We start from the raw sequence: 24,190 nt of genomic DNA, 5'->3' as shown, positions 1-24,190 counted from the left end.
GTGCCGTCGGGGCGTACGTTTTTTCATAACCCTTTTCACCTTCACCTTCATCTTTCATCGGCTTGGGCACGTATTTTTCGGAGGACAGCTGTGGGACGACTCTTCGGCACGGACGGCGTGCGCGGCGTCGCCAACGCGGACCTGACGGCGGAGCTTGCGCTCGGTCTCTCGGTCGCGGCGGCACACGTACTGGCCGAAGCGGGCACCTTCGAAGGCCATCGGCCGACCGCGGTGGTCGGACGGGACCCGCGTGCGTCGGGAGAGTTCCTGGAAGCGGCCGTCGTGGCGGGTCTCGCCAGTGCCGGTGTCGACGTGCTGCGCGTCGGCGTCCTCCCCACCCCCGCCGTGGCCCACCTCACCGGCGTCCTCGGCGCCGACCTCGGCGTGATGCTCTCCGCCAGCCACAACGCGATGCCCGACAACGGCATCAAGTTCTTCGCCCGCGGCGGCCACAAGCTCGCCGACGACCTCGAGGACCGCATCGAGTCCGTGTACGAGGAGCACCGCACCGGCGCTCCCTGGGCGCGTCCGACCGGCGCCGGCGTCGGCCGGGTCCGCGACTACGACGAGGGCTTCGAGACGTACGTCTCCCACCTCCTCACGGTCCTCCCCAACCGTCTCGACGGTCTCAAGGTCGTCCTCGACGAGGCCCACGGCGCCGCCTCCCACGTCTCGCCCGAGGCCTTCACCCGGGCCGGCGCCCAGGTCGTCACCATCGGCGCCGAGCCGGACGGCCTCAACATCAACGACGGCTGCGGCTCCACGCACCTGGGGCTGCTCCGCGCCGCCGTCGTCGAGCACGGCGCCGACCTCGGCATCGCGCACGACGGCGACGCCGACCGCTGCCTCGCCGTGGACGCCGCGGGCAACGAGGTCGACGGCGACCAGATCCTCGCCGTGCTCGCCCTCGCCATGCGCGAGGCCGGCACGCTGCGCGGCGACACCGTCGTCGCGACCGTCATGTCCAACCTGGGCTTCAAGCTCGCCATGGAGCGCGAGGGCCTGAACCTCGTCCAGACCGCGGTCGGCGACCGCTACGTCCTGGAGTCCATGAAGGAGCACGGCTACGCGCTCGGCGGCGAGCAGTCCGGGCACGTGATCGTGCTCGACCACGCCACCACCGGCGACGGCACCCTGACCGGCCTGATGCTCGCCGCCCGGATCGCCGCCACCGGCAAGTCCCTCGCGGAGCTCGTCGGCGTGATGGAGCGTCTGCCGCAGATCCTCATCAACGTCCCGGACGTCGACAAGTCCCGTGTGAAGACCTCCGGCGACCTCGCCGCCGCGGTCACCGCCGCCGAGACGGAGCTCGGCGCCACCGGCCGGGTCCTGCTGCGCCCGTCCGGCACCGAGCCGCTCGTCCGCGTCATGGTCGAGGCCGCCGACATCGAGCAGGCCCGCGCGGTCGCGCAGCGCCTGGCGGACGTCGTGAAGTCCGCGCTCGGCTAACCTTTCTGAAGCACCGTCATGCAGGAGAGGGCCCTGTCGCACCCGTGGGGGAGCGGCAGGGCCCTTCTCGTTCCTGCCCGGTCCCTCAGGGCTTCGGGGCCGCCGGTGTCTCACGCCGCCAGCGGCCGCGCTGGGTGCGCCACAGCAGCTTCTGGCCGTACAGGGTCAGCACTCCGGCCAGCATGATGCCGAAGAGGTTGAGCAGCAGCTGCTCGATCGAGCCCCACATCTGGCCGATCTCGCCGTAGCTGAGCGCCACCGCCGCGTTCGCGCCGGCCGGGACCGTCGTCACCGAGATCGCCACGCCCACCAGGGCGCCCGACTTGGAGGACGTGAGCGAGAGCGTGCCGGCCACGCCCGCGAGCAGCGCCACGACGAAGGAGAACGGGTCCGGCTGCCAGATGAAGCTGGTGTTGGGGCGGTCCGCGTCCAGCTGCTCCCTGCTGAACAGGTCCAGCGCGTCCATCCCCAGGCTGAAGACCGTGGTGGCCGCGATCGCCGCCGCGAAGCCCACGAGCAGGGCGGTCAGCGAGCGCGCCGCCAGCTTCGGGGCGCGCTGCACCACCGCCGTACAGACGCCGGCGAGCGGGCCGAACTCCGGGCCGACCGCCATCGCGCCCACGATCAGGATCGCGTTGTCGAGGACGACACCGCAGGCCGCGATCATGGTCGCCAGGATCATGAACGCGCTGTACGTGATCGAGAGCGTCGACTCCTCGTGCGTCGCGCCCGTCAGCTGCTCCCAGATCACCGCGTCCGCGGGCTCGCCCGGGGCCTCCTTCTCGGCGTCTTCGGCGCGCTTGGAGAGGGAGAGGTCGATGTTCTCGACGGCGATCGAGCCGTCCTGGTCGACCCTCAGCTCGCGCAGCCCGCTGATGAGTTCGTCGCCCGCCTCGCGGGCCACGTCGCACATGACCACGTCGCCGGCCGGGTCACGGGCCGCGCCCGGCAGCACCACCAGGTGCGTGGTGCCGACCGTCGACGCGATCAGCTTGACGGCGGCCGCGGTACGGCCGGGCGGAACGATCATCCGGAGGTGCAGCATGCGGTGAGCTTACGGAGATCAGAGCTTCCGGAGGCTGAGGCGCTGCACCTTGTGGTCGGGTCCCTTGCGGACGACGAGGGTCGCCCGGCCGCGGGTCGGGGCCACGTTCTCCAGGAGGTTGACCTTGTTGATGGTCCGCCACATCGTGCGGGCGTAGTCGAGGGCCTCGTCCTCGGAGACCTGCGTGTACCGCTGGAAGTACGAGGACGGGTTCTGGAACGCGGTGTCGCGCAGCTTGCGGAAGCGGTTGAGGTACCAGCGCTCGATGTCCTCCGGCCGCGCGTCCACGTACACCGAGAAGTCGAAGTAGTCGGCGAGACCGACGCGGGTGCGGCCGTCCTTGCCGGGCAGGGCCGGCTGGAGGACGTTCAGTCCCTCCACGATGAGGATGTCGGGGCGGCGGACGACGAGCCGCTCGCCGGGCACGCGGTCGTAGATCAGGTGCGAGTAGACCGGGGCCGTGACCTCCTCCTTGCCCGCCTTGATGTCCGCGACGAACCGGGTGAGCGCCCGGCGGTCGTACGACTCGGGGAACCCCTTGCGGGCCATGAGGCCGCGCGCCTTCAGCTCCTCCATCGGGTAGAGGAAGGCGTCGGTGGTCACCAGCTCCACGCGCGGGTGCTCCGGCCAGCGGGCGAGGAGGGCCTGGAGGAGCCGGGAGACCGTCGACTTGCCGACGGCGACGGAACCGGCGACTCCTATGACGAAGGGCGTGCCGCGCTGCTCCGCGTTCTCGCCGAGGAAGGTGTTGAGGGCGCCGCGGAGGCCGCTGGTGGCCTGCACGTAGAGGTTGAGCAGGCGGGAGAGCGGGAGGTAGACGTCCCGGACCTCGTCGAGGTCGATGACGTCCCCGAGGCCGCGGAGCCGCTCGACCTCGTCGGCGCTGAGGGGGAGGGGCGTCTTGTCGCGGAGGTCGCTCCACTCGGCTCGGGTGAGGTCGACGTACGGGGTCGCCTCGGACGGGCGGCGGTGGCCGGTGCCGTTCCGGGGGCTGCCGGTCCCGGCGCCGTCGCGGGGACCTTCTCCGTTGGCGCTTCGTGGCGGCGAAGTGATCACCCCGCCATTGTCGTGGGTCGGCGGCGTCCGTGGGCCGTGGGGTCGGTCACGCGACAAAAGCCTTTGTCCGGCCGTGACCCCAGGGCGATCATGCTCATGCCGCGTGTCCTGTGTCCTCGGGTCCTCGGGATCTCACGCGGGGGGAGCCGCCGCCGGGCGGCACGAAGAGTACCGATGGGTACCGAAGAGAAGCAGAGAGTCACCACGATGCGTACGTCCATGAGAAACGCCGCCGTCGCCGCCACCGCCGTCTCCCTCGCGCTGCTCGTCACCGCCTGCGGCGGCGGGGAGAAGAGCGGCGACCAGGGCAAGGGCAGCGGCAAGGAGGCCGCTCCCAGCGCCTCCGCCACGAGCAGCGCACCCGCCAGGGCGCTGTCCGCCGCCGAGCTGGAGAAGCTCATCGTCGAGCAGGCCGACCTGCCGGGCCACCAGGTGCAGAAGGCCAAGGCCGGGGAGATCGCCCTGGCCTCCGCGGTCTCCGCCGACAAGCCGGCCTGTACGCCGCTCGCCCACGCCATGTCGTACATCGCCACCGGGAAGCCGGCGGCGTCCGCGCAGCGCAAGGCCATCGAGGTGCCGAAGACCGAAGGGGCGTCGCCGGAGGACGCCCTGGGGGCGCTGGCGGCACCGGTGACGGGCGTGACCCTCGGCTCGTACGACGGGCAGGGCGCCCAGGAGGCATTCGCCTCGCTGAAGACGGCCGGGACGGAGTGCGCGGGCGGCTTCACGCTGATCGGCGGCGGCGAGCGGACGAAGATCTCCAAGGTCGCGCCGGAGACGCTGACCGCGGGGGAGGAGTCGCTGGCCTGGACGGTCACCACCGACCTGGACGGCAAGCCCTGGGTCACCAAGCTGGTCGCCTTCCGCCAGGGCAACACCCTGGCCTCGTTCTCCACGCTCAGCTTCAGCGGCACGGTCAAGGCCCTGCCGAAGGCGATCGTCGACGCGCAGGCCGCCAAGCTCGGCTGACGTCACCCTTGTGACATCACCCTCCAGGGGGCGGGGTTCGGTCGGCCGCCGACGCGCGGCCGCCGAACTCCGGCCTTCCGGCCCCCTTCCGCCCTACGCTTCCGACATGTGCGGAATCGTGGGATACGCCGGCGGTCAGTCGGCACTTGATGTGGTGGTCGCGGGCCTGAAGCGGCTCGAATACCGGGGCTACGACTCGGCCGGTGTCGCGGTGCTCTCCGACGGGGGACTCGCCGCGGCCAAGAAGGCGGGCAAGCTCGTCAACCTGGAGAAGGAGCTCAAGGACCGGCCGCTGGCCGGCGGCTCCGTGGGCATCGGGCACACCCGGTGGGCCACCCATGGCGGGCCGACCGACGTCAACGCGCACCCGCACCTGGACAACGCCGGGCGCGTCGCCGTCGTCCACAACGGCATCATCGAGAACTTCGCCGCCCTGCGCGCCGAGCTCGCCGAACGCGGCCACGACCTGGCGTCCGAGACCGACACCGAGGTCGTCGCCCACCTCCTCGCCGAGGAGTTCTCCTCCGCCGGGGACCTGGCGGAGGCCATGCGGCTCGTCTGCCGCCGGCTCGACGGGGCCTTCACCCTGGTCGCCGTCCACGCCGACCAGCCCGACGTGGTCGTCGGCGCCCGCCGGAACTCCCCGCTCGTCGTCGGCGTCGGCGAGGGCGAGAACTTCCTCGCCTCCGACGTGTCCGCCTTCATCGCCCACACCCGCTCGGCGATCGAACTCGGCCAGGACCAGGTCGTCGAGCTCACCCGGGACGCCGTCACCGTCACCGACTTCGACGGGGTGCCCGCCGACGTACGGGCCTACCACGTCGACTGGGACGCCTCCGCCGCCGAGAAGGGCGGCTACGACTACTTCATGCTCAAGGAGATCGCCGAGCAGCCCAAGGCCGTCGCCGACACCCTCCTCGGGCGGATCGACGGGGCCGGCCGGCTCACCCTCGACGAGGTGCGCATCCCCGACGCCGTGCTCCGCGAGGCCGACAAGGTCGTCATCATCGCCTGCGGCACCGCCTTCCACGCCGGCCTCATCGCCAAGTACGCCATCGAGCACTGGACCCGCATCCCCTGCGAGGTCGAGCTCGCCAGCGAGTTCCGCTACCGGGATCCGATCCTCGGGCAGAAGACCCTGGTCATCGCGATCTCGCAGTCCGGCGAGACCATGGACACCCTGATGGCGCTCCGGCACGCCCGCGAGCAGGGCGCCAAGGTCCTCGCCGTGTGCAACACGAACGGGTCGACGATCCCGCGTGAGTCCGACGCCGTGCTGTACACCCACGCCGGGCCCGAGGTCGCCGTCGCCTCGACGAAGGCCTTCCTGACGCAGCTCGTCGCCTGCTACCTGCTGGCGCTGTACCTCGGGCAGGTGCGCGGCACCAAGTGGGGCGACGAGATCCACGCCGTGGTGCGCGAGCTCGCGCGCATCGGCGACGAGGTCGAGCGGGTCCTGGAGACCATGGAGCCCGTCCGGGCCCTCGCCCGCTCCCTCGCCCACAAGAACACCGTCCTCTTCCTCGGCCGGCACGTCGGCTACCCGGTGGCCCTGGAGGGCGCGCTGAAGCTCAAGGAGCTCGCGTACATGCACGCCGAGGGCTTCGCCGCCGGAGAGCTCAAGCACGGGCCGATCGCACTCATCGAGGAGGACCTGCCGGTCGTCGTCGTGGTGCCCTCGCCCAAGGGCCGCTCCGTCCTCCACGACAAGATCGTCTCCAACATCCAGGAGATCCGGGCCCGCGGTGCGCGGACCATCGTGATCGCCGAGGAGGGCGACGAGGCGGTCGTCCCGTACGCCGACCACCTCATCCGGATCCCCGCGACGCCTACGCTGCTCCAGCCGCTGGTCTCCACGGTGCCGCTCCAGGTCTTCGCCTGCGAGCTCGCCACCGCGCGGGGCAACGAGGTCGACCAGCCGCGCAACCTGGCCAAGTCGGTGACCGTGGAGTGAGTGGGAAATGATCATTGGGGTGGGGATCGACGTGGCGGAGATCGACCGCTTCGGCGCGTCGATCGAGCGCACACCGGGGCTGCTCCAGCGCCTCTTCGTCGAGCGCGAGCTGCTGCTCCCGAGCGGCGAACGGCGCGGGGTGGCCTCGCTCGCGGTGCGGTTCGCCGCGAAGGAGGCGCTGGCGAAGGCGCTCGGCGCGCCGGGCGGGCTGCACTGGACGGACGCCGAGGTGTACGTCGAGGGGACCGGGCAGCCGCGGCTGCGGGTGCGCGGGACGGTGGCGGCGCGGGCGGCGGAGCTGGGCGTGAAGCACTGGCACGTCTCGCTGAGCCATGACGCGGGGGTGGCGTCGGCGGTGGTGATCGCGGAGGGGTGACCCTCTTGGGATGTACGAGCCCGGGGCCCGGCCGTTTCCACGGTCGGGCCCCGGGTTGTCTCGCGCGCGGCTCAGGGGGTTGGGAACTGCTGCTCGGCGAGTGTCCAGGAGTGCATGCGAGAGCGTGCGAGTGTGTCCTAATTCACACCGTGAGGGTGTGGGGGTCGGGTTGTCGGGGGCGGTCGTAGGTTCGGGGTGTTGGTCGCGGAGGGAGGCGTGTGGTGCGGGTGGACGCGGGAAGGCGACTGCGGGTGGTCGACGCGCCGTTCGTTGCTCTGGGGCCGTCCGGTATGGCGGTTCGCGATCGGCTCAAGAACCTCACGCCTGAGGATGACATGGTGTTGCGGCTGGTCGGCGGGCATCTGGGCAGGCTCGCCTCGCGTGACCTCAAGGCCCGGTGCGCTGACGCGGGCGATCACACCTCGGATGCATGGGCGGCTCGTAAGCAGGGTCTGACGGCGGAGTCGTCCTCTCGGTGGGCGGGGTCGATCACGAAGGCCACGCACGATCAGTGGGCGTTGTCCCGCCGCTGCCAGTTCGCGCACGTCCAGTCCCTTGAGGCTGGTGTGCGCATGCTGATGCACCGGCTGTCCCTGCCGATCGGCGAGAAGGGTTCGAAGCGGGCAGCGGGCGGATACCGGTCCAAGGGGGAGTGGTTCCACAAGTCGCGGCGTCTGCACATCCTGGAACACCGGCTCGGTATCGCTCGCGCCGAGCGTGAGGCCGGTGTCGTGCACGTGGTGCGCGGTGGCCGGAAGTTACTGAACACCCGGCACAACCTCGAAGCGGCGCGGTTTACCGAGGCCGAGTGGCGGCAGCGCTGGGAGGCGGCACGCTGGTTCCTGGCCGCTGACGGGGAGTCCGGGAAGCGGTACGGGAACGAGACGATCCGCGTCACCACCGACGGCGAGGTCAGCGTCAAGCTGCCCGCCCCGCTGGCACACCTGGCCAACGTCAAGCACGGCCGGTACGTCCTCACCTCCCGTGTCGCTTTCGCGCACCGGGGCCAGGAATGGGCCGACCGTGTCACCGCGAACCGGGCGGTCGCCTACCGCATCCACTACGACACCGGCCGGGGCCGCTGGTACCTCACCGCCTCCTGGCAACGCCCCGTCGTCCAGACGGTCCCTCTATCGGCCGCACGGGCCCGGGGCGTGATCGGCGTCGATACGAACGCCGACCACTTCGCCGCCTACCACCTCGACCCGCAGGGCAACCCGGTCGGCGACCCGCGCCGGTTCTTCTACGACCTGTCCGGCAGCGCGGATCACCGCGATGCGCAGATCCGGCACGCCATCACCCAGGTACTGCACTGGGCGCAAAGCTGCGGCGTGGCCGCCATCGCGATCGAGGACCTGGACTTCGCTGCCGAGAAGACCCGAGAGAAACACGGTCGCAAGAAGCGGTTCAGGCAGCTGATCTCCGGCATCCCCACCGGCAAGCTCAAGGCCCGGCTTGTCTCCATGGCGGCCGAGCATGGCCTGTCGATCGTCGCCGTCGATCCGGCGTACACGTCGATGTGGGGCGATGAGCACTGGCGCAAGCCCCTGGCCAGCAACAAGCGAAAGATGTCCCGACACGACGCCGCGAGCGTCGCGATCGGGCGACGCGCCCTCGGGCACCCGATCCGGCGTCGGACGGCACCGCCCCCACAGCACCGGAGTGATGCTGTGGGGCATCGGACCGCCCAGGCCGGACCGGAGACACGAGAGCGTGAGGGAACCCGCCCACCCGTCACGGAACGCGCACACGATGCACGTGCCCGAGCGGGGAACACCGGAACGCGGGCAACCAGTCGGATATCCAAAACCGTTCGGGATGTCCGCAGTGACCAGGTATGGGTACAAGACTCACTGCTGGTCACTTAATTGGAACGGTCACCGACGGCACCCGCACCTACAAACCTCTCCCTGACCGCCCCGAACACCGCCCCGCCTCCGCCGCTGGCACCACCGTCACCGGCTCCGGCTACGACCCCGACCAGGGCGTCTACGTGAGCCTCTGCGCGATACCGGCGGTGGGCTTGCTCAGGGGCTTGAGCGGTTCGGGCGCGGGGCCGGGGACTGCGGCAGACTGCTGGGCATGCGTACCGCTCACCGCGTGGAGACCGTCCGGGCCGCCGAGGCCGCACTCAAGGCCCGCCTCCCGGAAGGCGCCCTGATGCAGCGGGCCGCCGCCGGACTCGCCGCCGCCTGCGCCGGGTTGCTGCCGCGGGTGTACGGGGCGAGGGTCGTACTGCTCGTCGGCAGCGGCGACAACGGCGGCGACACGCTGTACGCCGGCGCCCGGCTCGCCCGGCGGGGCGCCGGCGTCACGGCCGTACTGCTCGGGGAGCGCGCCCACGAGGGCGGGCTCGCGGCGCTCCGGGCGGCGGGCGGGCGGATCGCCGACGACCCCTTCGAGGTGCTCGCCTTCGCCGACCTCGTCCTCGACGGCATCACCGGCATCGGAGGGCAGGGCGGGCTCCGGCCCGACGCCGTCCCCGTCGCCCGGGCCGCGCGCGGCTCCGACGCGGTCGTCGTCGCCGTCGACCTGCCGAGCGGCGTCGACGCCGACACGGGCGAGGTGACGGGGGAGGCGCTGCGCGCCGACGTGACGGTGACCTTCGGGACGTACAAGCCCGGGCTGCTCGTCGACCCGGCGCGGGAGTACGCCGGGGCGCTGCGGCTCGTCGACATCGGGCTCGGCCCCTACCTCCCCGGGGTGCCGGAGACGGAGGCCCTCCAGCACGAGGACGTCGCACGGCTGCTGCCCGTGCCGGGCGCGGAGAGCGACAAGTACCGGCGCGGGGTCCTCGGCGTCGTCGCCGGCTCCGCCCGCTACCCGGGTGCGGCGGTCCTCGCGGTGGCGGGGGCGCTGCGGGGCGGGGCGGGGGCCGTGCGGTACGTCGGGCCCGCAGGGGACGCGGTGCTCGCGCGGCACCCGGAGACGCTGGTGCACTCCGGGCGGCCGGCGAAGGCCGGGCGGGTGCAGGCCTGGGTCGTCGGGCCCGGGCTCGGCGAGGGGCCCGGGCCCGTCGTCGCGGTCGCCGAGGTCCTCGCCTCCGACGTGCCGGTCCTCGTCGACGCCGACGGCCTGCGGGGCCTGGACCCGGCGGCGGTACGGGCCCGTCGCCCCGCTCCGACCCTGCTCACCCCGCACGCGGGGGAGGCGGCGGCGCTGCTGGGCGTCTCCCGGGAGGACGTGGAGGCGGGACGGCTCGCGGCGGTACGGGAGCTGGCGGGGCGGTTCGGGGCGACGGTGCTGCTCAAGGGGTCGACGACGCTGGTGTGCGGGCCGGGGGGCGGGCCCGTACGGGTGAACCCGACGGGGACGCCGTGGCTGGCGACGGCCGGGAGCGGGGACGTCCTGTCGGGGCTCGCGGGGTCGCTGCTGGCAGCGGGGCTGCCGGCGGTGGAGGCGGCGTCGGCTGCGGCGTACGTGCACGGGCTGGCTGCGCGGCGGGCGTCGGGGGGTGTGGGAGGCCCGGGGGACGCTCGGGCCGCGGGGGCCGGTGCGGGGCCGGTGACGGCGGGCGAGGTGGCGGAGTCCCTGCGGGGGGCTTGGCGGGACGTGGTGTCGTAGGCGGTGGGTTGTTTCCCCCGCCCCGCCCCGCCCCGCCCCTCCCGGAACGCCTGTGGCCGGGACCCGGGTGCGCCTGCTGCGCGGCGCTCATGTCGGGGGCGAGGGGTGCGCCCCCTGCCCCGGTGCTCCGGGGCGTGCGCGGTGGTGGGGTCGGGCGGCGGCCAGTCGGGCGAACCCGTTGGCCCGCCCGTGGGATCCGGCGCGCTGGGAACGCGCGGCGGGGATTGGGTGGGTGGGGTGATCAGTTGGAGAACTCTTACCGCGCCGCTGTTGTTCGCCCTCGCCACCGTCCTCGCCTTCGGGCCGACCACGGCCCTCGCCGATACGCCCGAGCCCATCGCGCCCGCCGCCGACTCGCCCGCGCCCGCCGCCGATTCCCCCTCGCCCGAGCCCGAGCCCGAGCCCGAGCCCGTACCCGACTCGCCCGCCCCTGACGCCGTCGAGCCGCTCGTGCCCGGGGTGCCCGGTGGTGGGCGGGCCGAGTATCCGATGGACACGCCCGATCAGGTGCTGCCGCCGCTCCAGTCCCAGGGGGACGTTCCCGTGCCCGAGCCGGAGGGGGACGTGGACGAGTTGGTCGAGTATCTGCCGCGGAGTGCCGTCGGGGCCGCCTGCACCGCCAGCACCGGGACCTACCAGCGGCAGGTCGAGCGGCTGCTCAAGCTGAAGGTCGACGGGAAGCAGTCGGCCGCGGACTGCAGGGCCATCAAGGCCTTTCAGGTGAAGGAGAAGATCAAGCCCGCCAACGGGTACACCGGGCCCGTCACCTGGGCGCGGGCCGAGCTGCTCGCCGCGCGGAAGAACCTCGACCCGGGGCGGCGCTGCCCCGTCAAGAAGTACGCCGTGGCCTGCGTCGATCTCGACCGGCAGCTCATGTGGGTGCGGAAGGACAAGAAGGTGACGTTCCCCGTGGTGAACGTGCGGAGCGGGCGGGTCGGGTACGCCACCCGGACCGGGTGGCACACCGTCTACTGGCGTCACAAGGATCACTGGTCGTCCATCTACAACACCCCCATGCCCTACTCCCAGTTCTTCAGCGGCGGCCAGGCCTTCCACGCCGTCTACGGGCAGATCGCCACGCCCACCGGCAGCCGGGGCTGCGTCAATCTCGGCTACGGCAACGCCGGGAAACTCTGGGACGTCCTGCGCAAGGGTGACCGGGTCTACATCTGGGGGAAGCGGCCCGGTGGCTGACACCTGAGAGACTGGGCGCGATGACTGAGACACCTCCGCCCCGCAGAGCCCGCGCCGAGATCGACCTCGGCGCGCTGCGTGCGAACGTCCGCACGCTGCGCGCCCGTGTCGCCCCCCACGTCCGGATCATGGCCGTGGTCAAGGCCGACGCGTACGGACACGGCGCCGTGCGCTGTGCCCGCGCCGCCCTGGACGCGGGCGCGGACTGGCTCGGCACGGCCACCCCGCACGAGGCGCTCGCCCTGCGCGCCGCCGGGATCACCGACGTCCCCGTCATGTGCTGGCTCTGGACCCCCGGCGACCCCTGGGACCAGGGCATCGAGGCCGGGCTCGACATGTCCGTGAGCGGGATGTGGGCCTTGGAGGAGGTCGTCGAGGCCGCGCGAGCGACCGGGAAGACGGCGCGTATCCAGCTCAAGGCCGATACCGGGCTCGGGCGCAACGGCTGTCAGCCCGCCGACTGGCCCGAGCTGGTCGGTGCCGCGCTGAAGGCCGAGGCCGACGGACTCGTCAAGGTCACCGGGCTCTGGTCACACCTCGCCTGCGCCGACGAGCCCCACCACCCTTCCATCGCTGCCCAGCTCGATGTGTTCCGCTCGATGCTCGACTACGCCGAGAAGACCGGCGTCGAGCCCGAGGTCCGGCACATCGCGAACTCGCCGGCCACCCTCACCCTGCCCGAGGCCCACTTCGACCTGGTCCGGCCCGGCATCGCCCTGTACGGCGTCTCGCCCAGCCCCGAGCTCGGCACCTCCGCCGAGCTGGGGCTCCGGCCCGTCATGTCGCTCAAGGCGAGCGTCGCCCTCGTCAAGCACGTGCCCGCCGGGCACGGGGTGAGTTACGGGCACCACTACGTCACCGGCGAGGAGACCACGCTCGGTCTCGTCCCGATCGGGTACGCCGACGGCGTTCCCCGGCACGCGTCCGGGCGCGGGCCCGTCCTCGTCGGCGACACCGTCCGTACGGTCGCCGGGCGCGTCGCCATGGACCAGTTCGTCGTCGACCTCGGCGGGGACACCCCCGAGCCGGGCACCGAGGCCGTGCTCTTCGGCCCCGGCGACCGGGGCGAGCCGACCGCCGAGGACTGGGCGGTGGCCGCCGACACCATCGCGTACGAGATCGTCACCCGGATCGGCGCGCGCGTCCCGCGCGTCTATCTGGACGAATAGACGAAGAGGGGTTCCCGTGGGCGAGTCGAAGAGTTGGCGGCGGGCCGGGTTCGCCGGGGCCGCGATAGGCGTCCTCGCCGCGGGCGCCGCCGCCGGAGTCGCCGTCGAGCGGCTCACGGTCGGCCGCTCCGTCCGGCAGAAGGCCCGGCTCGCCCTGGACGCCACCGGCCCGTACGGCAGCCTCCGCGGCACCTCAGGCCGCGCGCTCGCCGACGACTCGACCGTCCTCTACTACGAGGTCGACGAGGTGGGGGAGACCGGGGCCGACACGTCCGGCGGGCGCCGGCGGCGGCTCTTCGGGCGCAAGGAGCCCGCTCCCGTCACCGTCGTCTTCAGCCACGGCTACTGCCTCAACCAGGACTCCTGGCACTTCCAGCGAGCCGCGCTCCGCGGTCTCGTCCGCACCGTCCACTGGGACCAGCGCAGCCACGGCCGCTCCGGCCACGGCGTCGCCCAGTCCGGGCCCGACGGGGTGCCCGTCACCATCGAGCAGCTGGGCCGCGACCTCAAGGCCGTCCTCGACGTCGCCGCGCCCGAGGGCCCGCTCGTCCTGGTCGGGCACTCGATGGGCGGCATGACGATCATGGCGCTCGCCGAGCAGTACCCGGAGTTCGTCCGCGACCGGGTCGTCGGGGTCGCCTTCGTCGGCACCTCCGCCGGGAACCTGGCCGAGGTGTCGTACGGGCTGCCGCTCGCCGGCGTCAACGCCGTCCGGCGGGTCCTGCCCGGGGTGCTGCGGGCGCTCGGCTCCCAGGCGGAGCTGGTCGAGCGCGGGCGCCGGGCGACGGCCGACCTGTTCGCCGGGCTGATCAAGAAGTACTCGTTCGCGTCGAAGGACGTGGACCCGGCGGTCGCCCGCTTCGCGGAGCGGATGATCGAGTCGACCCCGATCGACGTCGTCGCGGAGTTCTACCCGGCCTTCGCCGAGCACGACAAGGCCGCCGCTCTCACCGCCTTCGCGGAGCTCGAGCTGCCGGTGCTCGCGCTCGCCGGGGACAACGACCTCGTCACCCCCAGCTCGCACACCGAGGCCATCGCCGATCTGCTGCCCGACGCGGAGCTGGTCATCGTCCCGGACGGCGGCCACCTGGTGATGCTGGAGCACCCCGAGGCCGTCACCGACCGCCTGGCCGACCTGCTCGTGCGGGCCGGTGCCGTCCCCGGGCCGGCGACGGTGGTCGCCGACGTCGGCAAGGGGCAGGGGCAGGCGTAGGGGAGGGGGCGGGGCAGGTCAGGGCTGGAGGGTGTCCTTCCGGCCGGTCCTTCCCGGCGGGCGGGTGACGGCCAGCAGGGCCATGTCGTCGCCCCTCTCGCCGTTCGCGTGCCGGTGGACGTCCGCCACGAGCGCGGCCAGGAGTCTGTCGGGCGAGGTGAACGACCTGCCCTCCAGGCTCCCCGCGGGGCCGTAGAAGACCCCGGACGCATCGCGGCTCTCCGAGAGGCCGTCGGTGTACAGCAGGAGCGTCGAGGCCGGGGGGAACGGCCACTCGTCCGGCGGCGCGGCGTGCGCGCCGAGGTCCGCGAGACCCAGGGGCAGGGAGAAGTCGCCGGGGTGCAGGGCGGTGACGGTTCCGGCGGCGCCCAGGAGCAGCGGCTCCGGGTGCCCTCGGTTGAGGACGCGGACGCGGTCGTGGCCCGGGGGGATCTCCACGAGGACGCACGTGGCGAAGCCCTCGGACGTGTCCATGTCCTGGCGCCGCGTCCCCTCCCGGACCAGGGCGTTCTCCAGGCGGTTCGCCACGTCGGACAGGGACGGCTCGCCGTCCGCGGCCTCCCAGAAGGCGCCGAGGATGACGGAGACCGCCTCGATCGCCCCGAGCCCCTTGCCCCGGACGTCGCCCACGATGAGCCGGACCCCGTACGAGGTCGCCAGGGCCCCGTAGAGGTCGCCGCCGACCAGCGTGTCCGTCTGGGCGGCGTCGTAGCGCGCCGCCAGACGCAGGCCGTCGATCCGGGCGGGCGGGGTGGGGAGGACGGCCCGCTGCGCCGCCTCCGCCACTCCCCGGGCCGTGGCGAGCTGACCTCGGGTGCGCGCGACGACGCCGTTGATCAGCACGGCGAGCGCGGTGGCGAACGCGATGGTCGCCAGCTCTGTCGCGAGGTCGTGGGCGACGGCCGCTTCCGTCACCCGCCCGGCCACGGCGTGCAGCAGGGTGGCCGCCACGATCCCGACGGCACCGAAGAACGCCGGCACCCAGCGCGCGAACAAGGGCGCCGCGACGAGGGGCGCGGCCACGAAGAAGGGCGTGCCGGTGAGCTCCGGCGGCGTGAGCCACTGGAAGACGATGCCGATGGCGATGAGGAGCGGGGGGAGCGCGTGTGCCAGGACGCGGGTCACGGTGTCGTCGGTGCCACCCGCGTATCCGTCGGAGATGCCACGCATCCGGTGGTGCACACCGTCCTCCCGGGGGACGCCTTCCAGCATCAGGATGACGGCCCCGGAGGGTGACGGCGACCGGGAGGCCCCTGCGGGGCGGAGCTCCACAGGGGTCCGGTCCGGCACGGGCTAAGTTGGCGGGTATGGAAGCAGCGCACCCGCCCGTCTCCGGCGCCACCCTCGCCATCGACTCCCCCGAGCAGATGGGGGACCTCGGCCGCCGGCTCGCGAAACTCCTCCGGCCCGGCGACCTCGTCATGCTCACCGGCGAGCTCGGCGCCGGGAAGACCACCCTGACGCGCGGCCTCGGCGAGGGCCTCGGCGTGCGGGGCGCGGTCACGTCCCCGACGTTCGTCATCGCCCGCGTCCATCCGTCCCTGGTCGGCGGCCCGGCCCTGGTGCACGTCGACGCGTACCGCCTCGGCGGCGGTCTCGACGAGATGGAGGACCTCGACCTGGACGTCTCGCTGCCCGAGTCCGTGGTGGTCGTGGAGTGGGGTGACGGCAAGGTCGAGGAATTGACCGACGACCGGCTCCACGTCCTCATCCACCGGCTGACCGGCGACACCGACGACGACCGGCGCACCGTCGTGCTGCGCGGGATCGGCTCGCGCTGGGCCGACGAGGACCTCGATCTCGGCTGACGGCGGGCCCCCTCGGGCGCCGCGGCGTACGTCTGATCGTAGGAGCTTCCGACAACGTGTCGGGAAGATATTGCGTGGGCCGTACGTGCCGTGGTGACATGGATGCACGAGCTGGTTAGGTGTACCTAACCTACGGGAGGCATGCATGGCCACGCCACAGCGCGCGGAAGCGGGAGCGGGAGCCGAAGCGGGACACGCTCGGGACCACGTCTCGATGGGCGAGCTGCTGGCGTCCTGTGCCGCGGCGCGCGCTCTGTCCACTCCGCCGCGCCGTCCCGGGCCCGAGCAGGCCGCGGGCGGGGACCAGGACGTCGTACGGCGGGACGAAGCCGCCTAGGGTCTGTCCGAGCAGGCTGCCTGGTGGATCAGGCTACGACGACGACCTTCGCGCCGATCGACGCGAACGTCCACAGCGCGTCCCCGTCCGCCCGCTTCATCCGGATGCCGCCGGTCTTCTTCGACGGGTCCGGCTTCGGCGTCGAGCCGTCCACCGCCGCGCTGAAGCCGATCGCCACGTCCTGGGCCGTCGCGAACCGCACCACGTGCTCGATCTGCACCCCGTCCGAGCCGCGCACCGAGCCCGAGCGCGACGTCACCGTGTAGGCGCCCGGCAGCGGGTCGACCGTGCTCGGCATCACCGTGAACGTCCGGGTGGCCTTGTCCTTGCCGTTCACCAGCCACACCCGGCGGTCGGCGAGCGCGTACACGACCCGCTCACCGGTGCCGGAGCTCGCCGGGACCGTCAGCGGGTTCTTCACCGGCTGCTTCGGACCGCCGCTCGGCGACACGGAGGGGGCGCTCGTGCCCGGCGTCTTCGGCTTCGCCGCCAGATCGGTGGGGGCGCTCGCCGAGGCCTGGTACGCGAGGACGCCGACCGCGACGACGGCCGCCGCGGTGAGCCCGGCCACGAATCCCGAGCTGCTCCTTGCCACCGTGCCCACCTCTCGTACGAACGTATCGAAGGGTGACGGTAGCAGCCGGTGCCCCCGGGGGCCGGGCGCCGTGCCCGGGGGCGGCCCGGGGGTGGCCCGGGTGCCTCGCCGGGGCGCCGCCCGTCCCGGGAGCCGTAGGCTGTTCGCGTGCTGTTGCTCGCCATGGATACCGCCACCCCCGCCGTCACCGTCGCCCTGCACGACGGCGAGGCCGTCGTCGCCTCGTCGGCCCAGGTCGACGCCCGCCGTCACGGGGAGCTGCTGCTGCCCGCCGTCGACCGGGTCCTCAAGGAAGCCGGCCTCACGCTCGACGCGGTCACCGGGATCGTCGTCGGCGTCGGCCCCGGGCCGTACACCGGCCTGCGCGTCGGTCTCGTCACGGCCGCCGCCTTCTCCTCCGCGCTCGGCGTCCCGGTGCACGGCCTGTGCACCCTCGACGGCCTCGCGTACGCCTCCGGGATCGACGAGCCCTTCGCCGTCGCGACGGACGCGCGCCGCAAGGAGGTCTACTGGGCGCGGTACGAGGACTCCCGCACCCGCGTGACCGACGCGGCCGTCGACCGGCCCGCCGAGATCGCCGAACGGCTCGCGGGCCTGCCCGTCGTCGGCGCGGGCGCCCGCCTCTACCCCGAGGCCTTCCCCGACGCCCGTGACCCCGAGCACCAGTCGGCGGCCGCGCTCGCCGCGCTCGCCGCGGAACGGCTCGCGGCCGGCGGCGAGGGCTTCCTGGACCCGCTGCCCATGTACCTGCGCCGCCCCGACGCGCAGGTGCCGAAGAACTACAAGGTGGTCACGCCCACGTGACCGGCGCCCACGTGACCGGCGGACCGGCGACCGGTGGAGTCGCACTGCGCGAGATGCGCTGGTGGGACATTGCCCCGGTGCTGGCCCTGGAGGACGAGCTGTTCCCCGAGGACGCCTGGTCGGCCGGGATGTTCTGGTCGGAGCTCGCGCACGCGCGCGGGCCGCGTGCCACCCGCCGCTACCTCGTCGCCGAGGACCCGGCGGGGCGGCTCGTCGGGTACGCGGGGCTCGCCGCGGCCGGCGGACTCGGCGACGTCCAGACGATCGCCGTCTCCCGCGACCAGTGGGGTACGGGGCTCGGCGCCCGGCTCCTCACCGATCTGCTCCACCACGCCACCGCCTTCGAGTGCGACGAGGTTCTCCTCGAAGTGCGCGTGGACAACACCCGGGCCCAGAAGCTCTACGAGCGCTTCGGCTTCGAGCCCATCGGTTTCCGGCGCGGCTACTACCAGCCGGGAAACGTGGACGCGCTCGTGATGCGACTGACCGTTCAAGGAACTGAGACTGATTCTGATGGCTGCTGACGAACCCCTCGTACTCGGCATCGAGACCTCCTGCGACGAGACCGGTGTCGGCATCGTCCACGGCACCACCCTCCTCGCCGACGCCGTGGCCTCCAGCGTCGACACCCACGCCCGCTTCGGCGGCGTCGTGCCCGAGATCGCCTCCCGCGCCCACCTGGAGGCGATGGTCCCGACGATCGAGCGCGCCCTGAAGACGGCCGGGATCTCCGCCAAGGACCTCGACGGCATCGCCGTCACGGCCGGGCCCGGCCTCGCGGGTGCGCTGCTCGTCGGCGTCTCGGCCGCCAAGGCGTACGCGTACGCCCTCGGCAAGCCGCTGTACGGCGTCAACCACCTCGCCTCGCACATCTGCGTCGACCAGCTGGAGCACGGCAAGCTGCCCGAGCCGACGATGGCCCTGCTGGTCTCCGGCGGCCACTCCTCGCTGCTGCTCTCCGCCGACATCACCTCCGACGTGCGCCCGCTGGGCGCGACCATCGACGACGCGGCCGGCGAGGCCTTCGACAAGATCGCCCGCGTCCTCGACCTCGGCTTCCCCGGCGGACCGGTCATCGACCGGCTCGCCACGGAGGGCGACCCGAAGGCGATCGCCTTCCCGCGCGGACTGAGCGGCTCCCGTGACCCCGCGTACGACTTCTCCTTCTCCGGTCTCAAGACCGCCGTGGCCCGCTGGATCGAGGCGAAGCGGGCGGCCGGCGAGGACGTGCCCGTCCGGGACGTGGCCGCGTCCTTCCAGGAGGCGGTCGTGGACGTGCTCACCCGCAAGGCCGTCCGGGCCTGCAAGGACGAGGGCGTCGACCACCTGATGATCGGCGGCGGCGTCGCCGCCAACTCGCGGCTGCGGGCGCTCGCCCAGGAGCGCTGCGAGCGGGCCGGCATCCGGCTGCGCGTACCGCGCCCGGGGCTGTGCACGGACAACGGCGCGATGGTCGCCGCGCTCGGCTCCGAGATGGTCGCCCGCAACCGGCCGGCGTCGGACCTGGAGCTGTCGGCGGACTCGTCGCTGCCGGTGACTGATCCCCATGTGCCCGGTTCGTCTCACGGCCACTCCCACGACCACGACCACGATCACGTGCACGAGGTCAGCAAGGAGAACCTGTACTCATGAGGCTCACCCTCATGTGGGAGGCGCGGGCCGCGCAGGGCCGGGGCGCCGAGCTCCTGGAGTGGGCCAGGGCCCGGGTCCTCCCGTACGAGCCGCTGCGGCGGGAGATCCTGCGCGCCCCGCAGGACCGGGTCCTCGTCCTCACCTGGTGGGAGGCGGCGGCGTTCGACGCCGAACTGCCGGAGCTGCCCGAACCGGAGGCCGAGCTGATCACCCGTCCGGTCCACCGCTGGCGCTTCGAGTCGGTCGAGACCTCCTGAGCAACCCCGGGGGCCGTTCGCGCATCCCCTAGGGCGTGGACAAGAAGATCGTGGTGTGGGCGGCGCTGACCGCCGTCGCTCTGTTGGTGACCGGCTGCGCGGTGGAGGACTCCGCCGCCACCCCCGGCCGGGGGACGGCCACCACCGCCCCCGCGGCTTCCCCGTCCGCCGGGGCCGCCGGTGACAAGGCCCCCGAGGCCGCGGCCGCCGCCGCGTACCGCCGCTGGGGCCTCAAGCCCTTCGCCGCCCCGCCCGCCCCGCCGGCGACCAAGCCGGTGACCCGCGAGCCGGGTGGTCCTGTCCCCGTCATCAGCGAGATCCCCACCACCGAGAAGATCGTCTTCATCACGATCGACGACGGGGCCGAGAAGGACCCCGAGTTCGTCCGGATGATGAAGGACCTCAAGGTCCCGGTGACGATGTTCCTCACCGACTCCGCGATACGCGGCGACTACGGCTACTTCGCCCCGCTCGCCGCCCAGGGCCACGGCGTCGCCAACCACACCCTCACGCACCCGAACCTCCGCACGCTCTCCAGGGACGCCCAGCGCCGCGAGATATGCGGCCAGCAGACGAAGCTGGCGAAGGAGTACGGCACGACCCCGCGGCTCTTCCGCCCGCCGTACGGCAACTGGAACGAGGACACCCGCGCCGCCGCCGGGACCTGCGGGGTGGACGCGATCGTGCTGTGGCGCGAGTCCATGCAGATCAAGAACATGCAGTATCAGCGCGGGGACAAGAAGCTGCACCCCGGCGACATCGTCCTGGCCCACTTCCGCGGCCCGTCCGAGCTCAAGGGCCGGACGATGACCGAGATGACCGCCACGATGCTGCGCCGCATCCAGGAGCAGGGCTTCACCGTGGCCCGCCTGGAGGACTACGTCTAGAAGATTCCCCGGGCGTGGTGTCGATGCGGGCCCGGCCCGTTCGACGTATGTGTGGAAGGCGGGGAACGGCCCCGCCACCGCACCACCGAGGAGTCGTCATGCCCCGCTTCCTGTCCCTCGTCCGCATCGAGGAGAACACCATCGACATGGAGAGCGCCGACCCCGGCTTCGAGGAGCGGATGGGCGCGCTCTTCGAGGAGATCACCAAGGCCGGCGCCATGGTGGACACGGCCGGGCTCAAGCCGACCGCCGAGGCCACCCGCATCACCTGGTCGGACGGGAAGCTGTCGTACACCGACGGACCGTTCACCGAGACCAAGGAGGTCGTCGGCGGCTACGCGATGCTCCAGTGCAAGGACATGGCCGAGGCCGTCGAGTGGGGGAAGCGCTTCCTCGCCGTCCACCCGCCGAACTGGAAGGTCGGACTGGAGGTCCGCGAGGTCGAGGAGATGCCGGAAGGCTGACCCGCGGGTGTCCTGTCAGGTGTCGTGTCAGGTGTGCTGTCATGTGAACCATGACGGTGGAAAGCACCCTGGAGACGGTCTGCCGGATGGAGTCGGCGCGGATCATCGCCACCGTGGCGCGGATCGTCCGGGACGTCGGCATCGCCGAGGAGATCGCCCAGGACGCGTTCGTCTCCGCCCTTGAGCAGTGGCCGCGGTCAGGCGTCCCGGAGCGTCCGGGAGCCTGGCTGACGACCGCCGCGAAGCACCGCGCCGTCGACCTCGTGCGCCGCCGCGAGACGTATGCCCGGAAGCTCGCCGAGGTGGGCCGGACCCTCACGGAGGAGTCGTACGACCCGGAGCCGTCCGGTCCGGGCGACATCGACGACGACGTGCTCCGGCTCGTCTTCACCACCTGCCACCCCGTGCTCTCCGCCGACGGCCGCGCGGCGCTGACGCTGCGGCTCGTCGGCGGGCTCCGGACGGACGAGATCGCCCGCGCCTTCCTCGTGCCGGAGGCGACCGTCGCGGCCCGGATCACCCGCGCCAAACGGGCGCTCGCGAAGGCGGGCGTGGAGTTCGAGGTGCCGTACGGGGAGGAGAGGGTCGCCCGGCTGGGCTCCGTCCTGGAGGTCGTCTACCTGATCTTCAACGAGGGGTACGCGGCGACCGCCGGCGACGACCTGCTGCGGCCCGGCCTGTGCGAGGACGCGCTGCGGCTGGCCCGCGGACTCGCCGCGCTCATGCCCGGGGAGAGCGAGGCCCACGGGCTCGCCGCCCTTCTTGAGCTCCAGGCCTCCCGGACGGCGGCCCGTACCGGCCGCGACGGGCAGCCGGTCCTCCTCGCCGACCAGAACAGGAGCCGCTGGAACCGGCTGCTCGTCCGGCGGGGGTTCGCCGCCCTGGAGCGGGCCGGGGACGGGCGCTCCTACGGGCCGTACGCCCTCCAGGCCGCGATCGCCGCCTGCCACGCGCGGGCCGCCTCGTACGAGGAGACGGACTGGCGGACCATCGCCGCCCTGTACGGCCGGCTCGGGGCCGTCGCGCCCTCCCCGGTGGTCGAGCTGAACCGCGCGGTCGCCGTCTCGATGGCGGAGGGCCCGGAGGCGGGTCTCGCGCTCGTCGACGCCCTGGCCGGGGGCACCGCCCTGGCGGGCTACCACCTGCTGCCGAGCGTGCGCGGCGACCTGCTGGCCCGGCTGGGGCGGGCGGCGGAGGCCCGGGCGGAGTTCGAGCGGGCGGCCTCGCTCACCCGGAACGCGCGCGAGCGGGAACTGCTCCTCGGTCGCGCGCGGGCGACCGAGGAATCACGCGCTCAGTAGCGCAGGATCTGGCCGGCCGTCGTGCCGACGAGGACCGTGCCGTCGGGGGCCGCGTGCACCGAGAGCGGGCCGTACGGGGGCAGGGGGCGCCGGTCGAGGACGGTGCCGTCGGCGGTGTCGACCGAGAGCAGCGTGCCGTCGGTGCAGACGGCGTGCAGGACGCCGGCGTGCGCGTCGAGGTCGACGATCGTGGAGTCCGTGGGCACGGTCCAGGTCACGTCCCCCGCCGGGAAGGTGCGGCGGACCAGCTCCGTCCGGCCGTGCAGGAGCGCGGGGCCCGCGCTGTCGGAGACGTACACCGCCCGGCCCAGCGGCCGGTCGACCATGAACGGCTCCAGCGCGAAGAGCACCGTCTCGGCGGTGGTGACAGGGTCGAGCGCGATCACCTCGCGGCGCCGGCGGCCGTACAGCAGCTCGGGGCAGCGGCGTACGTCGATCGGGACGAGGTCGTACCGCTCCGGCTCGTGGACCGTGCCGAGCGGGGTGCCGTCGGCGGCGAAGGCCCGGGCGTTGGGCGGGGCGGGGGGTTCGGCCTCGGAGTTGCGTTGGTACGTGTCCCGGATCGCCCACACCCCGTCCGTACGGGCCGTCAGCGCGGCCGCGAAGGGCACCGAGGGGGCGTCGAGGACCGTGCCGTCGGAGGTGGCGACGAGGGGGAAGTCCGTCCGGGTCCGAGAGTCGGGGCCGGGGCCCGGGACGGCCACGCGTACCGTCCGCTCGTCGGCGGAGACCTCGATCCGCTGACCGCCGGCCGCCGACGGCGCGGGAACGCTCCACAGCAGCGAGCCGTCGGGGGACCAGCACTCCAGCACGGCGTGGCTGCGGGTGGCGAGTACCCGGCCGTCACTCAGCCCGGCCACGGCCCAGACCCCGCCGAGGCCGTCGTAGCTCCGGCCTGCCCGCTCGGCGAGGGCCCGGAGCAGCGGATGCGTGAGTTCACCGTCGAGGTACTCGACCAGGGCGTCAGGGGGGAGCGGGGTCCGGGGAAGCGTGCGCAGGTCGAGGGCGTCGGACGGGAGGCCGAGCCAGTCGTCGCGGACGACGGTGGCGCGGGACTGGAATTGCGAGCAGTCCGACTCCCACGTGAAGAAGGTGAGTTCGAGCGTTCTGGCGTCCAGCCAGCGGGCCGGCTCGACGCCCCAGTCGGGGTCGGCGAAGTCGACGCGGTGGCCCGTGCCGGGTTCGAAGAGGGTGAGGCCGCCCTCGCGCTGGTATGCGTCGCCGTTGTTGAGGCCGATGGACAGCAGCGGGAGCGTGGGGTGGAAGTCGATCGCCTCGGCGGCCAACGGGAACGTCAGGAGGTGTGCGCAGGAGAGGTCGGCGGCGCGGTAGACGGCCACCCGGCTCTGGTGGTACCCGATCGAACTGGCCGCGATCCACTGCTCGTCGGCGCTGACGATCACCTGGGAGGCGTTCCCGAACACCTCGGGGAAGGGCTCGTCGTGGAAGATCGCATTCATGCGTGGTGCTCCGTCATGTGGGTGAACGTGGTGCGGGTGATGACGGCCAGGGTCTCCGGGGTCGCCTGCGGTGCGAGCTTCCGGAAGGACGCGGCGAAGGCCGCCGACTCGGTGCAGAGCGTGCGCGCCTCCAGCGCCTGGGTGAGGCGGGGGACCACCTCGTAGGAGCAGTACGGGTGCTCGCCCTCGATGTACGCCCACATGCTCTCCTCGTACGAGGCGTACTCGCCGTCGTACGCCCAGCCGTCCAGCGACATCAGCAGCGGGAACTGCGCCTTCACCTCCCACGCGGCGAGCGGCACGTCCTCGTACGTGGCGTGCCCCTGGCGGTCCGCGAGCCGCAGCAGCATCGCGAGCCCGGTCATGAACGCGGGCACGCTCTTCGCCCCGGCGGCCGCGCGCCAGGCGCGGCGGTCCGCCTCCGGGCAGGTGGCGAAGAAGTCCTCGCTGAACGCGGTGGCCATGTAGTCGAGCTGGGAGGCGAGGGTCTGCGAGCTGTGCCGCCAGGAGGGGTCCCAGTACTCCGTCCGCGTGACGCGGTCGAACCGCAGGACCTCCCACTCCAGCGGGTCGGGTCCGCCGGCGGCCAGTCCGACGAGGTGCGCGAGCGGCCCCGTGGTGAACATGCCTTCCGGATGCAGCGCCATGATCTCTCC

General features: G+C 72.9%; 24 protein-coding genes. 18 read left to right on the top strand and 6 right to left on the bottom strand.

Going from position 1 to position 24,190, the window contains the following annotated elements; genetic code table 11:
- Positions 1-90 precede the first annotated feature (90 nt).
- On the top strand, positions 91-1,449 hold the full coding sequence (gene glmM / locus OG357_RS15330) for a phosphoglucosamine mutase (protein WP_329621695.1): 1,359 nt from the start codon (positions 91-93) through the stop codon (positions 1,447-1,449).
- A gap of 85 nt (positions 1,450-1,534) precedes the next feature.
- Here glmM and OG357_RS15325 read toward each other — a convergent pair whose 3' ends face one another.
- Complete coding sequence (locus tag OG357_RS15325; RefSeq protein WP_329621694.1) at positions 1,535-2,494, bottom strand: DUF389 domain-containing protein; 960 nt, start codon at positions 2,492-2,494, stop codon at positions 1,535-1,537.
- Positions 2,495-2,512: 18 nt separating this feature from the next.
- Positions 2,513-3,550, bottom strand: coding sequence for a type I pantothenate kinase (gene coaA / locus OG357_RS15320; RefSeq protein WP_329621693.1), 1,038 nt, complete (start codon positions 3,548-3,550; stop codon positions 2,513-2,515).
- Between the two features lie 207 nt (positions 3,551-3,757).
- Here coaA and OG357_RS15315 point away from each other — a divergent pair, with 207 nt between their 5' ends.
- From OG357_RS15315 to OG357_RS15280, 8 genes are all read left to right on the top strand, one after another.
- Positions 3,758-4,519 (top strand): hypothetical protein, encoded by a 762-nt coding sequence (locus tag OG357_RS15315; RefSeq protein WP_329621692.1) that lies wholly within the window; start codon positions 3,758-3,760, stop codon positions 4,517-4,519.
- A gap of 106 nt (positions 4,520-4,625) precedes the next feature.
- A complete protein-coding gene (gene glmS / locus OG357_RS15310; protein ID WP_329621691.1) occupies positions 4,626-6,473 on the top strand; it encodes a glutamine--fructose-6-phosphate transaminase (isomerizing) in 1,848 nt (615 codons plus the stop codon).
- A gap of 7 nt (positions 6,474-6,480) precedes the next feature.
- A complete protein-coding gene (locus OG357_RS15305) occupies positions 6,481-6,849 on the top strand; it encodes a holo-ACP synthase (RefSeq protein ID WP_317598435.1) in 369 nt (122 codons plus the stop codon).
- A gap of 290 nt (positions 6,850-7,139) precedes the next feature.
- Complete coding sequence (locus tag OG357_RS15300) at positions 7,140-8,717, top strand: transposase (protein WP_329625598.1); 1,578 nt, start codon at positions 7,140-7,142, stop codon at positions 8,715-8,717.
- Positions 8,718-8,931: 214 nt separating this feature from the next.
- A complete protein-coding gene (locus tag OG357_RS15295; protein ID WP_329621690.1) occupies positions 8,932-10,413 on the top strand; it encodes an NAD(P)H-hydrate dehydratase in 1,482 nt (493 codons plus the stop codon).
- Between the two features lie 270 nt (positions 10,414-10,683).
- The gene (locus OG357_RS15290) at positions 10,684-11,607 is read left to right on the top strand and encodes a L,D-transpeptidase family protein (protein WP_329621689.1); all 924 of its coding nucleotides are present in this window, start codon (positions 10,684-10,686) and stop codon (positions 11,605-11,607) included.
- A gap of 20 nt (positions 11,608-11,627) precedes the next feature.
- The gene (alr, locus tag OG357_RS15285; RefSeq protein ID WP_329621688.1) at positions 11,628-12,776 is read left to right on the top strand and encodes an alanine racemase; all 1,149 of its coding nucleotides are present in this window, start codon (positions 11,628-11,630) and stop codon (positions 12,774-12,776) included.
- A gap of 16 nt (positions 12,777-12,792) precedes the next feature.
- Positions 12,793-13,989 (top strand): alpha/beta fold hydrolase, encoded by a 1,197-nt coding sequence (locus tag OG357_RS15280; RefSeq protein WP_329621687.1) that lies wholly within the window; start codon positions 12,793-12,795, stop codon positions 13,987-13,989.
- 18 nt (positions 13,990-14,007) lie between these two features.
- Here OG357_RS15280 and OG357_RS15275 read toward each other — a convergent pair whose 3' ends face one another.
- Positions 14,008-15,279 carry a PP2C family protein-serine/threonine phosphatase gene (locus OG357_RS15275; RefSeq protein WP_329621686.1) on the bottom strand — a complete coding sequence of 424 codons (1,272 nt, stop codon included), beginning with the start codon at positions 15,277-15,279 and terminating at the stop codon, positions 14,008-14,010.
- Positions 15,280-15,296: 17 nt separating this feature from the next.
- Here OG357_RS15275 and tsaE point away from each other — a divergent pair, with 17 nt between their 5' ends.
- Positions 15,297-15,797: a tRNA (adenosine(37)-N6)-threonylcarbamoyltransferase complex ATPase subunit type 1 TsaE gene (gene tsaE / locus OG357_RS15270; RefSeq protein WP_317598447.1), complete on the top strand. Its 501-nt coding sequence runs from the start codon at positions 15,297-15,299 to the stop codon at positions 15,795-15,797.
- A 145-nt stretch (positions 15,798-15,942) separates the two neighbouring features.
- Positions 15,943-16,134, top strand: coding sequence for a hypothetical protein (locus tag OG357_RS15265; RefSeq protein WP_329621685.1), 192 nt, complete (start codon positions 15,943-15,945; stop codon positions 16,132-16,134).
- Positions 16,135-16,162: 28 nt separating this feature from the next.
- Here OG357_RS15265 and OG357_RS15260 read toward each other — a convergent pair whose 3' ends face one another.
- Positions 16,163-16,729, bottom strand: a complete 567-nt coding sequence (locus OG357_RS15260) for a hypothetical protein (RefSeq protein WP_329621684.1) — start codon at positions 16,727-16,729, stop codon at positions 16,163-16,165.
- Positions 16,730-16,876: 147 nt separating this feature from the next.
- On the opposite strand from OG357_RS15260, the gene tsaB reads away from it, so the two are divergent.
- The 7 genes from tsaB to OG357_RS15225 all read left to right on the top strand — a co-directional run bounded on the left by tsaB (position 16,877) and on the right by OG357_RS15225 (position 22,074).
- Complete coding sequence (gene tsaB / locus OG357_RS15255) at positions 16,877-17,533, top strand: tRNA (adenosine(37)-N6)-threonylcarbamoyltransferase complex dimerization subunit type 1 TsaB (RefSeq protein WP_329621683.1); 657 nt, start codon at positions 16,877-16,879, stop codon at positions 17,531-17,533.
- A 53-nt stretch (positions 17,534-17,586) separates the two neighbouring features.
- Positions 17,587-18,057 (top strand): ribosomal protein S18-alanine N-acetyltransferase, encoded by a 471-nt coding sequence (rimI, locus tag OG357_RS15250; RefSeq protein ID WP_329625597.1) that lies wholly within the window; start codon positions 17,587-17,589, stop codon positions 18,055-18,057.
- Positions 18,047-19,165: a tRNA (adenosine(37)-N6)-threonylcarbamoyltransferase complex transferase subunit TsaD gene (gene tsaD, locus OG357_RS15245; protein ID WP_329621682.1), complete on the top strand. Its 1,119-nt coding sequence runs from the start codon at positions 18,047-18,049 to the stop codon at positions 19,163-19,165. The genes rimI and tsaD overlap by 11 nt, the downstream gene beginning before the upstream one ends.
- Entirely contained in the window at positions 19,162-19,422 is a 261-nt protein-coding gene (locus OG357_RS15240; RefSeq protein WP_329621681.1) for a hypothetical protein, read from the top strand. Before tsaD ends, OG357_RS15240 begins: the two co-directional genes overlap by 4 nt.
- Positions 19,423-19,457: 35 nt before the next feature.
- Complete coding sequence (locus OG357_RS15235; protein WP_329621680.1) at positions 19,458-20,309, top strand: polysaccharide deacetylase family protein; 852 nt, start codon at positions 19,458-19,460, stop codon at positions 20,307-20,309.
- Positions 20,310-20,407: 98 nt separating this feature from the next.
- Positions 20,408-20,773: a YciI family protein gene (locus tag OG357_RS15230; protein WP_329621679.1), complete on the top strand. Its 366-nt coding sequence runs from the start codon at positions 20,408-20,410 to the stop codon at positions 20,771-20,773.
- Between the two features lie 50 nt (positions 20,774-20,823).
- Positions 20,824-22,074 carry an RNA polymerase sigma factor gene (locus OG357_RS15225; RefSeq protein ID WP_329621678.1) on the top strand — a complete coding sequence of 417 codons (1,251 nt, stop codon included), beginning with the start codon at positions 20,824-20,826 and terminating at the stop codon, positions 22,072-22,074.
- On the opposite strand, the gene OG357_RS15220 is transcribed toward OG357_RS15225, so the two are convergent.
- Entirely contained in the window at positions 22,068-23,534 is a 1,467-nt protein-coding gene (locus OG357_RS15220; protein ID WP_329621677.1) for a hypothetical protein, read from the bottom strand. The two genes, OG357_RS15225 and OG357_RS15220, sit on opposite strands and share 7 nt — an antisense overlap.
- Positions 23,531-24,181 carry a hypothetical protein gene (locus OG357_RS15215; RefSeq protein WP_329621676.1) on the bottom strand — a complete coding sequence of 217 codons (651 nt, stop codon included), beginning with the start codon at positions 24,179-24,181 and terminating at the stop codon, positions 23,531-23,533. The genes OG357_RS15220 and OG357_RS15215 overlap by 4 nt, the downstream gene beginning before the upstream one ends.
- Positions 24,182-24,190 lie beyond the last annotated feature (9 nt).

Source organism: Streptomyces sp. NBC_01255 (assembly GCF_036226445.1).
In the GTDB taxonomy this organism is placed as follows: domain Bacteria; phylum Actinomycetota; class Actinomycetes; order Streptomycetales; family Streptomycetaceae; genus Streptomyces.
This window is presented reverse-complemented; position numbering and strand designations above follow the sequence as displayed.

Coding starts and splice junctions, on each gene's coding strand:
- OG357_RS15325 (WP_329621694.1), bottom strand. CDS start 2,494: ATGCTGCACCTCCGGATGATCGTTCCGCCCGGCCGTACCGCGGCCGCC.
- OG357_RS15315 (WP_329621692.1), top strand. CDS start 3,758: ATGCGTACGTCCATGAGAAACGCCGCCGTCGCCGCCACCGCCGTCTCC.
- glmS (WP_329621691.1), top strand. CDS start 4,626: ATGTGCGGAATCGTGGGATACGCCGGCGGTCAGTCGGCACTTGATGTG.
- OG357_RS15305 (WP_317598435.1), top strand. CDS start 6,481: ATGATCATTGGGGTGGGGATCGACGTGGCGGAGATCGACCGCTTCGGC.
- OG357_RS15300 (WP_329625598.1), top strand. CDS start 7,140: ATGGCGGTTCGCGATCGGCTCAAGAACCTCACGCCTGAGGATGACATG.
- OG357_RS15295 (WP_329621690.1), top strand. CDS start 8,932: ATGCGTACCGCTCACCGCGTGGAGACCGTCCGGGCCGCCGAGGCCGCA.
- alr (WP_329621688.1), top strand. CDS start 11,628: ATGACTGAGACACCTCCGCCCCGCAGAGCCCGCGCCGAGATCGACCTC.
- tsaE (WP_317598447.1), top strand. CDS start 15,297: ATGGAAGCAGCGCACCCGCCCGTCTCCGGCGCCACCCTCGCCATCGAC.
- OG357_RS15265 (WP_329621685.1), top strand. CDS start 15,943: ATGGCCACGCCACAGCGCGCGGAAGCGGGAGCGGGAGCCGAAGCGGGA.
- rimI (WP_329625597.1), top strand. CDS start 17,587: ATGCGCTGGTGGGACATTGCCCCGGTGCTGGCCCTGGAGGACGAGCTG.
- tsaD (WP_329621682.1), top strand. CDS start 18,047: ATGGCTGCTGACGAACCCCTCGTACTCGGCATCGAGACCTCCTGCGAC.
- OG357_RS15240 (WP_329621681.1), top strand. CDS start 19,162: ATGAGGCTCACCCTCATGTGGGAGGCGCGGGCCGCGCAGGGCCGGGGC.
- OG357_RS15230 (WP_329621679.1), top strand. CDS start 20,408: ATGCCCCGCTTCCTGTCCCTCGTCCGCATCGAGGAGAACACCATCGAC.
- OG357_RS15225 (WP_329621678.1), top strand. CDS start 20,824: ATGACGGTGGAAAGCACCCTGGAGACGGTCTGCCGGATGGAGTCGGCG.
- OG357_RS15220 (WP_329621677.1), bottom strand. CDS start 23,534: ATGAATGCGATCTTCCACGACGAGCCCTTCCCCGAGGTGTTCGGGAAC.
- OG357_RS15215 (WP_329621676.1), bottom strand. CDS start 24,181: ATGGCGCTGCATCCGGAAGGCATGTTCACCACGGGGCCGCTCGCGCAC.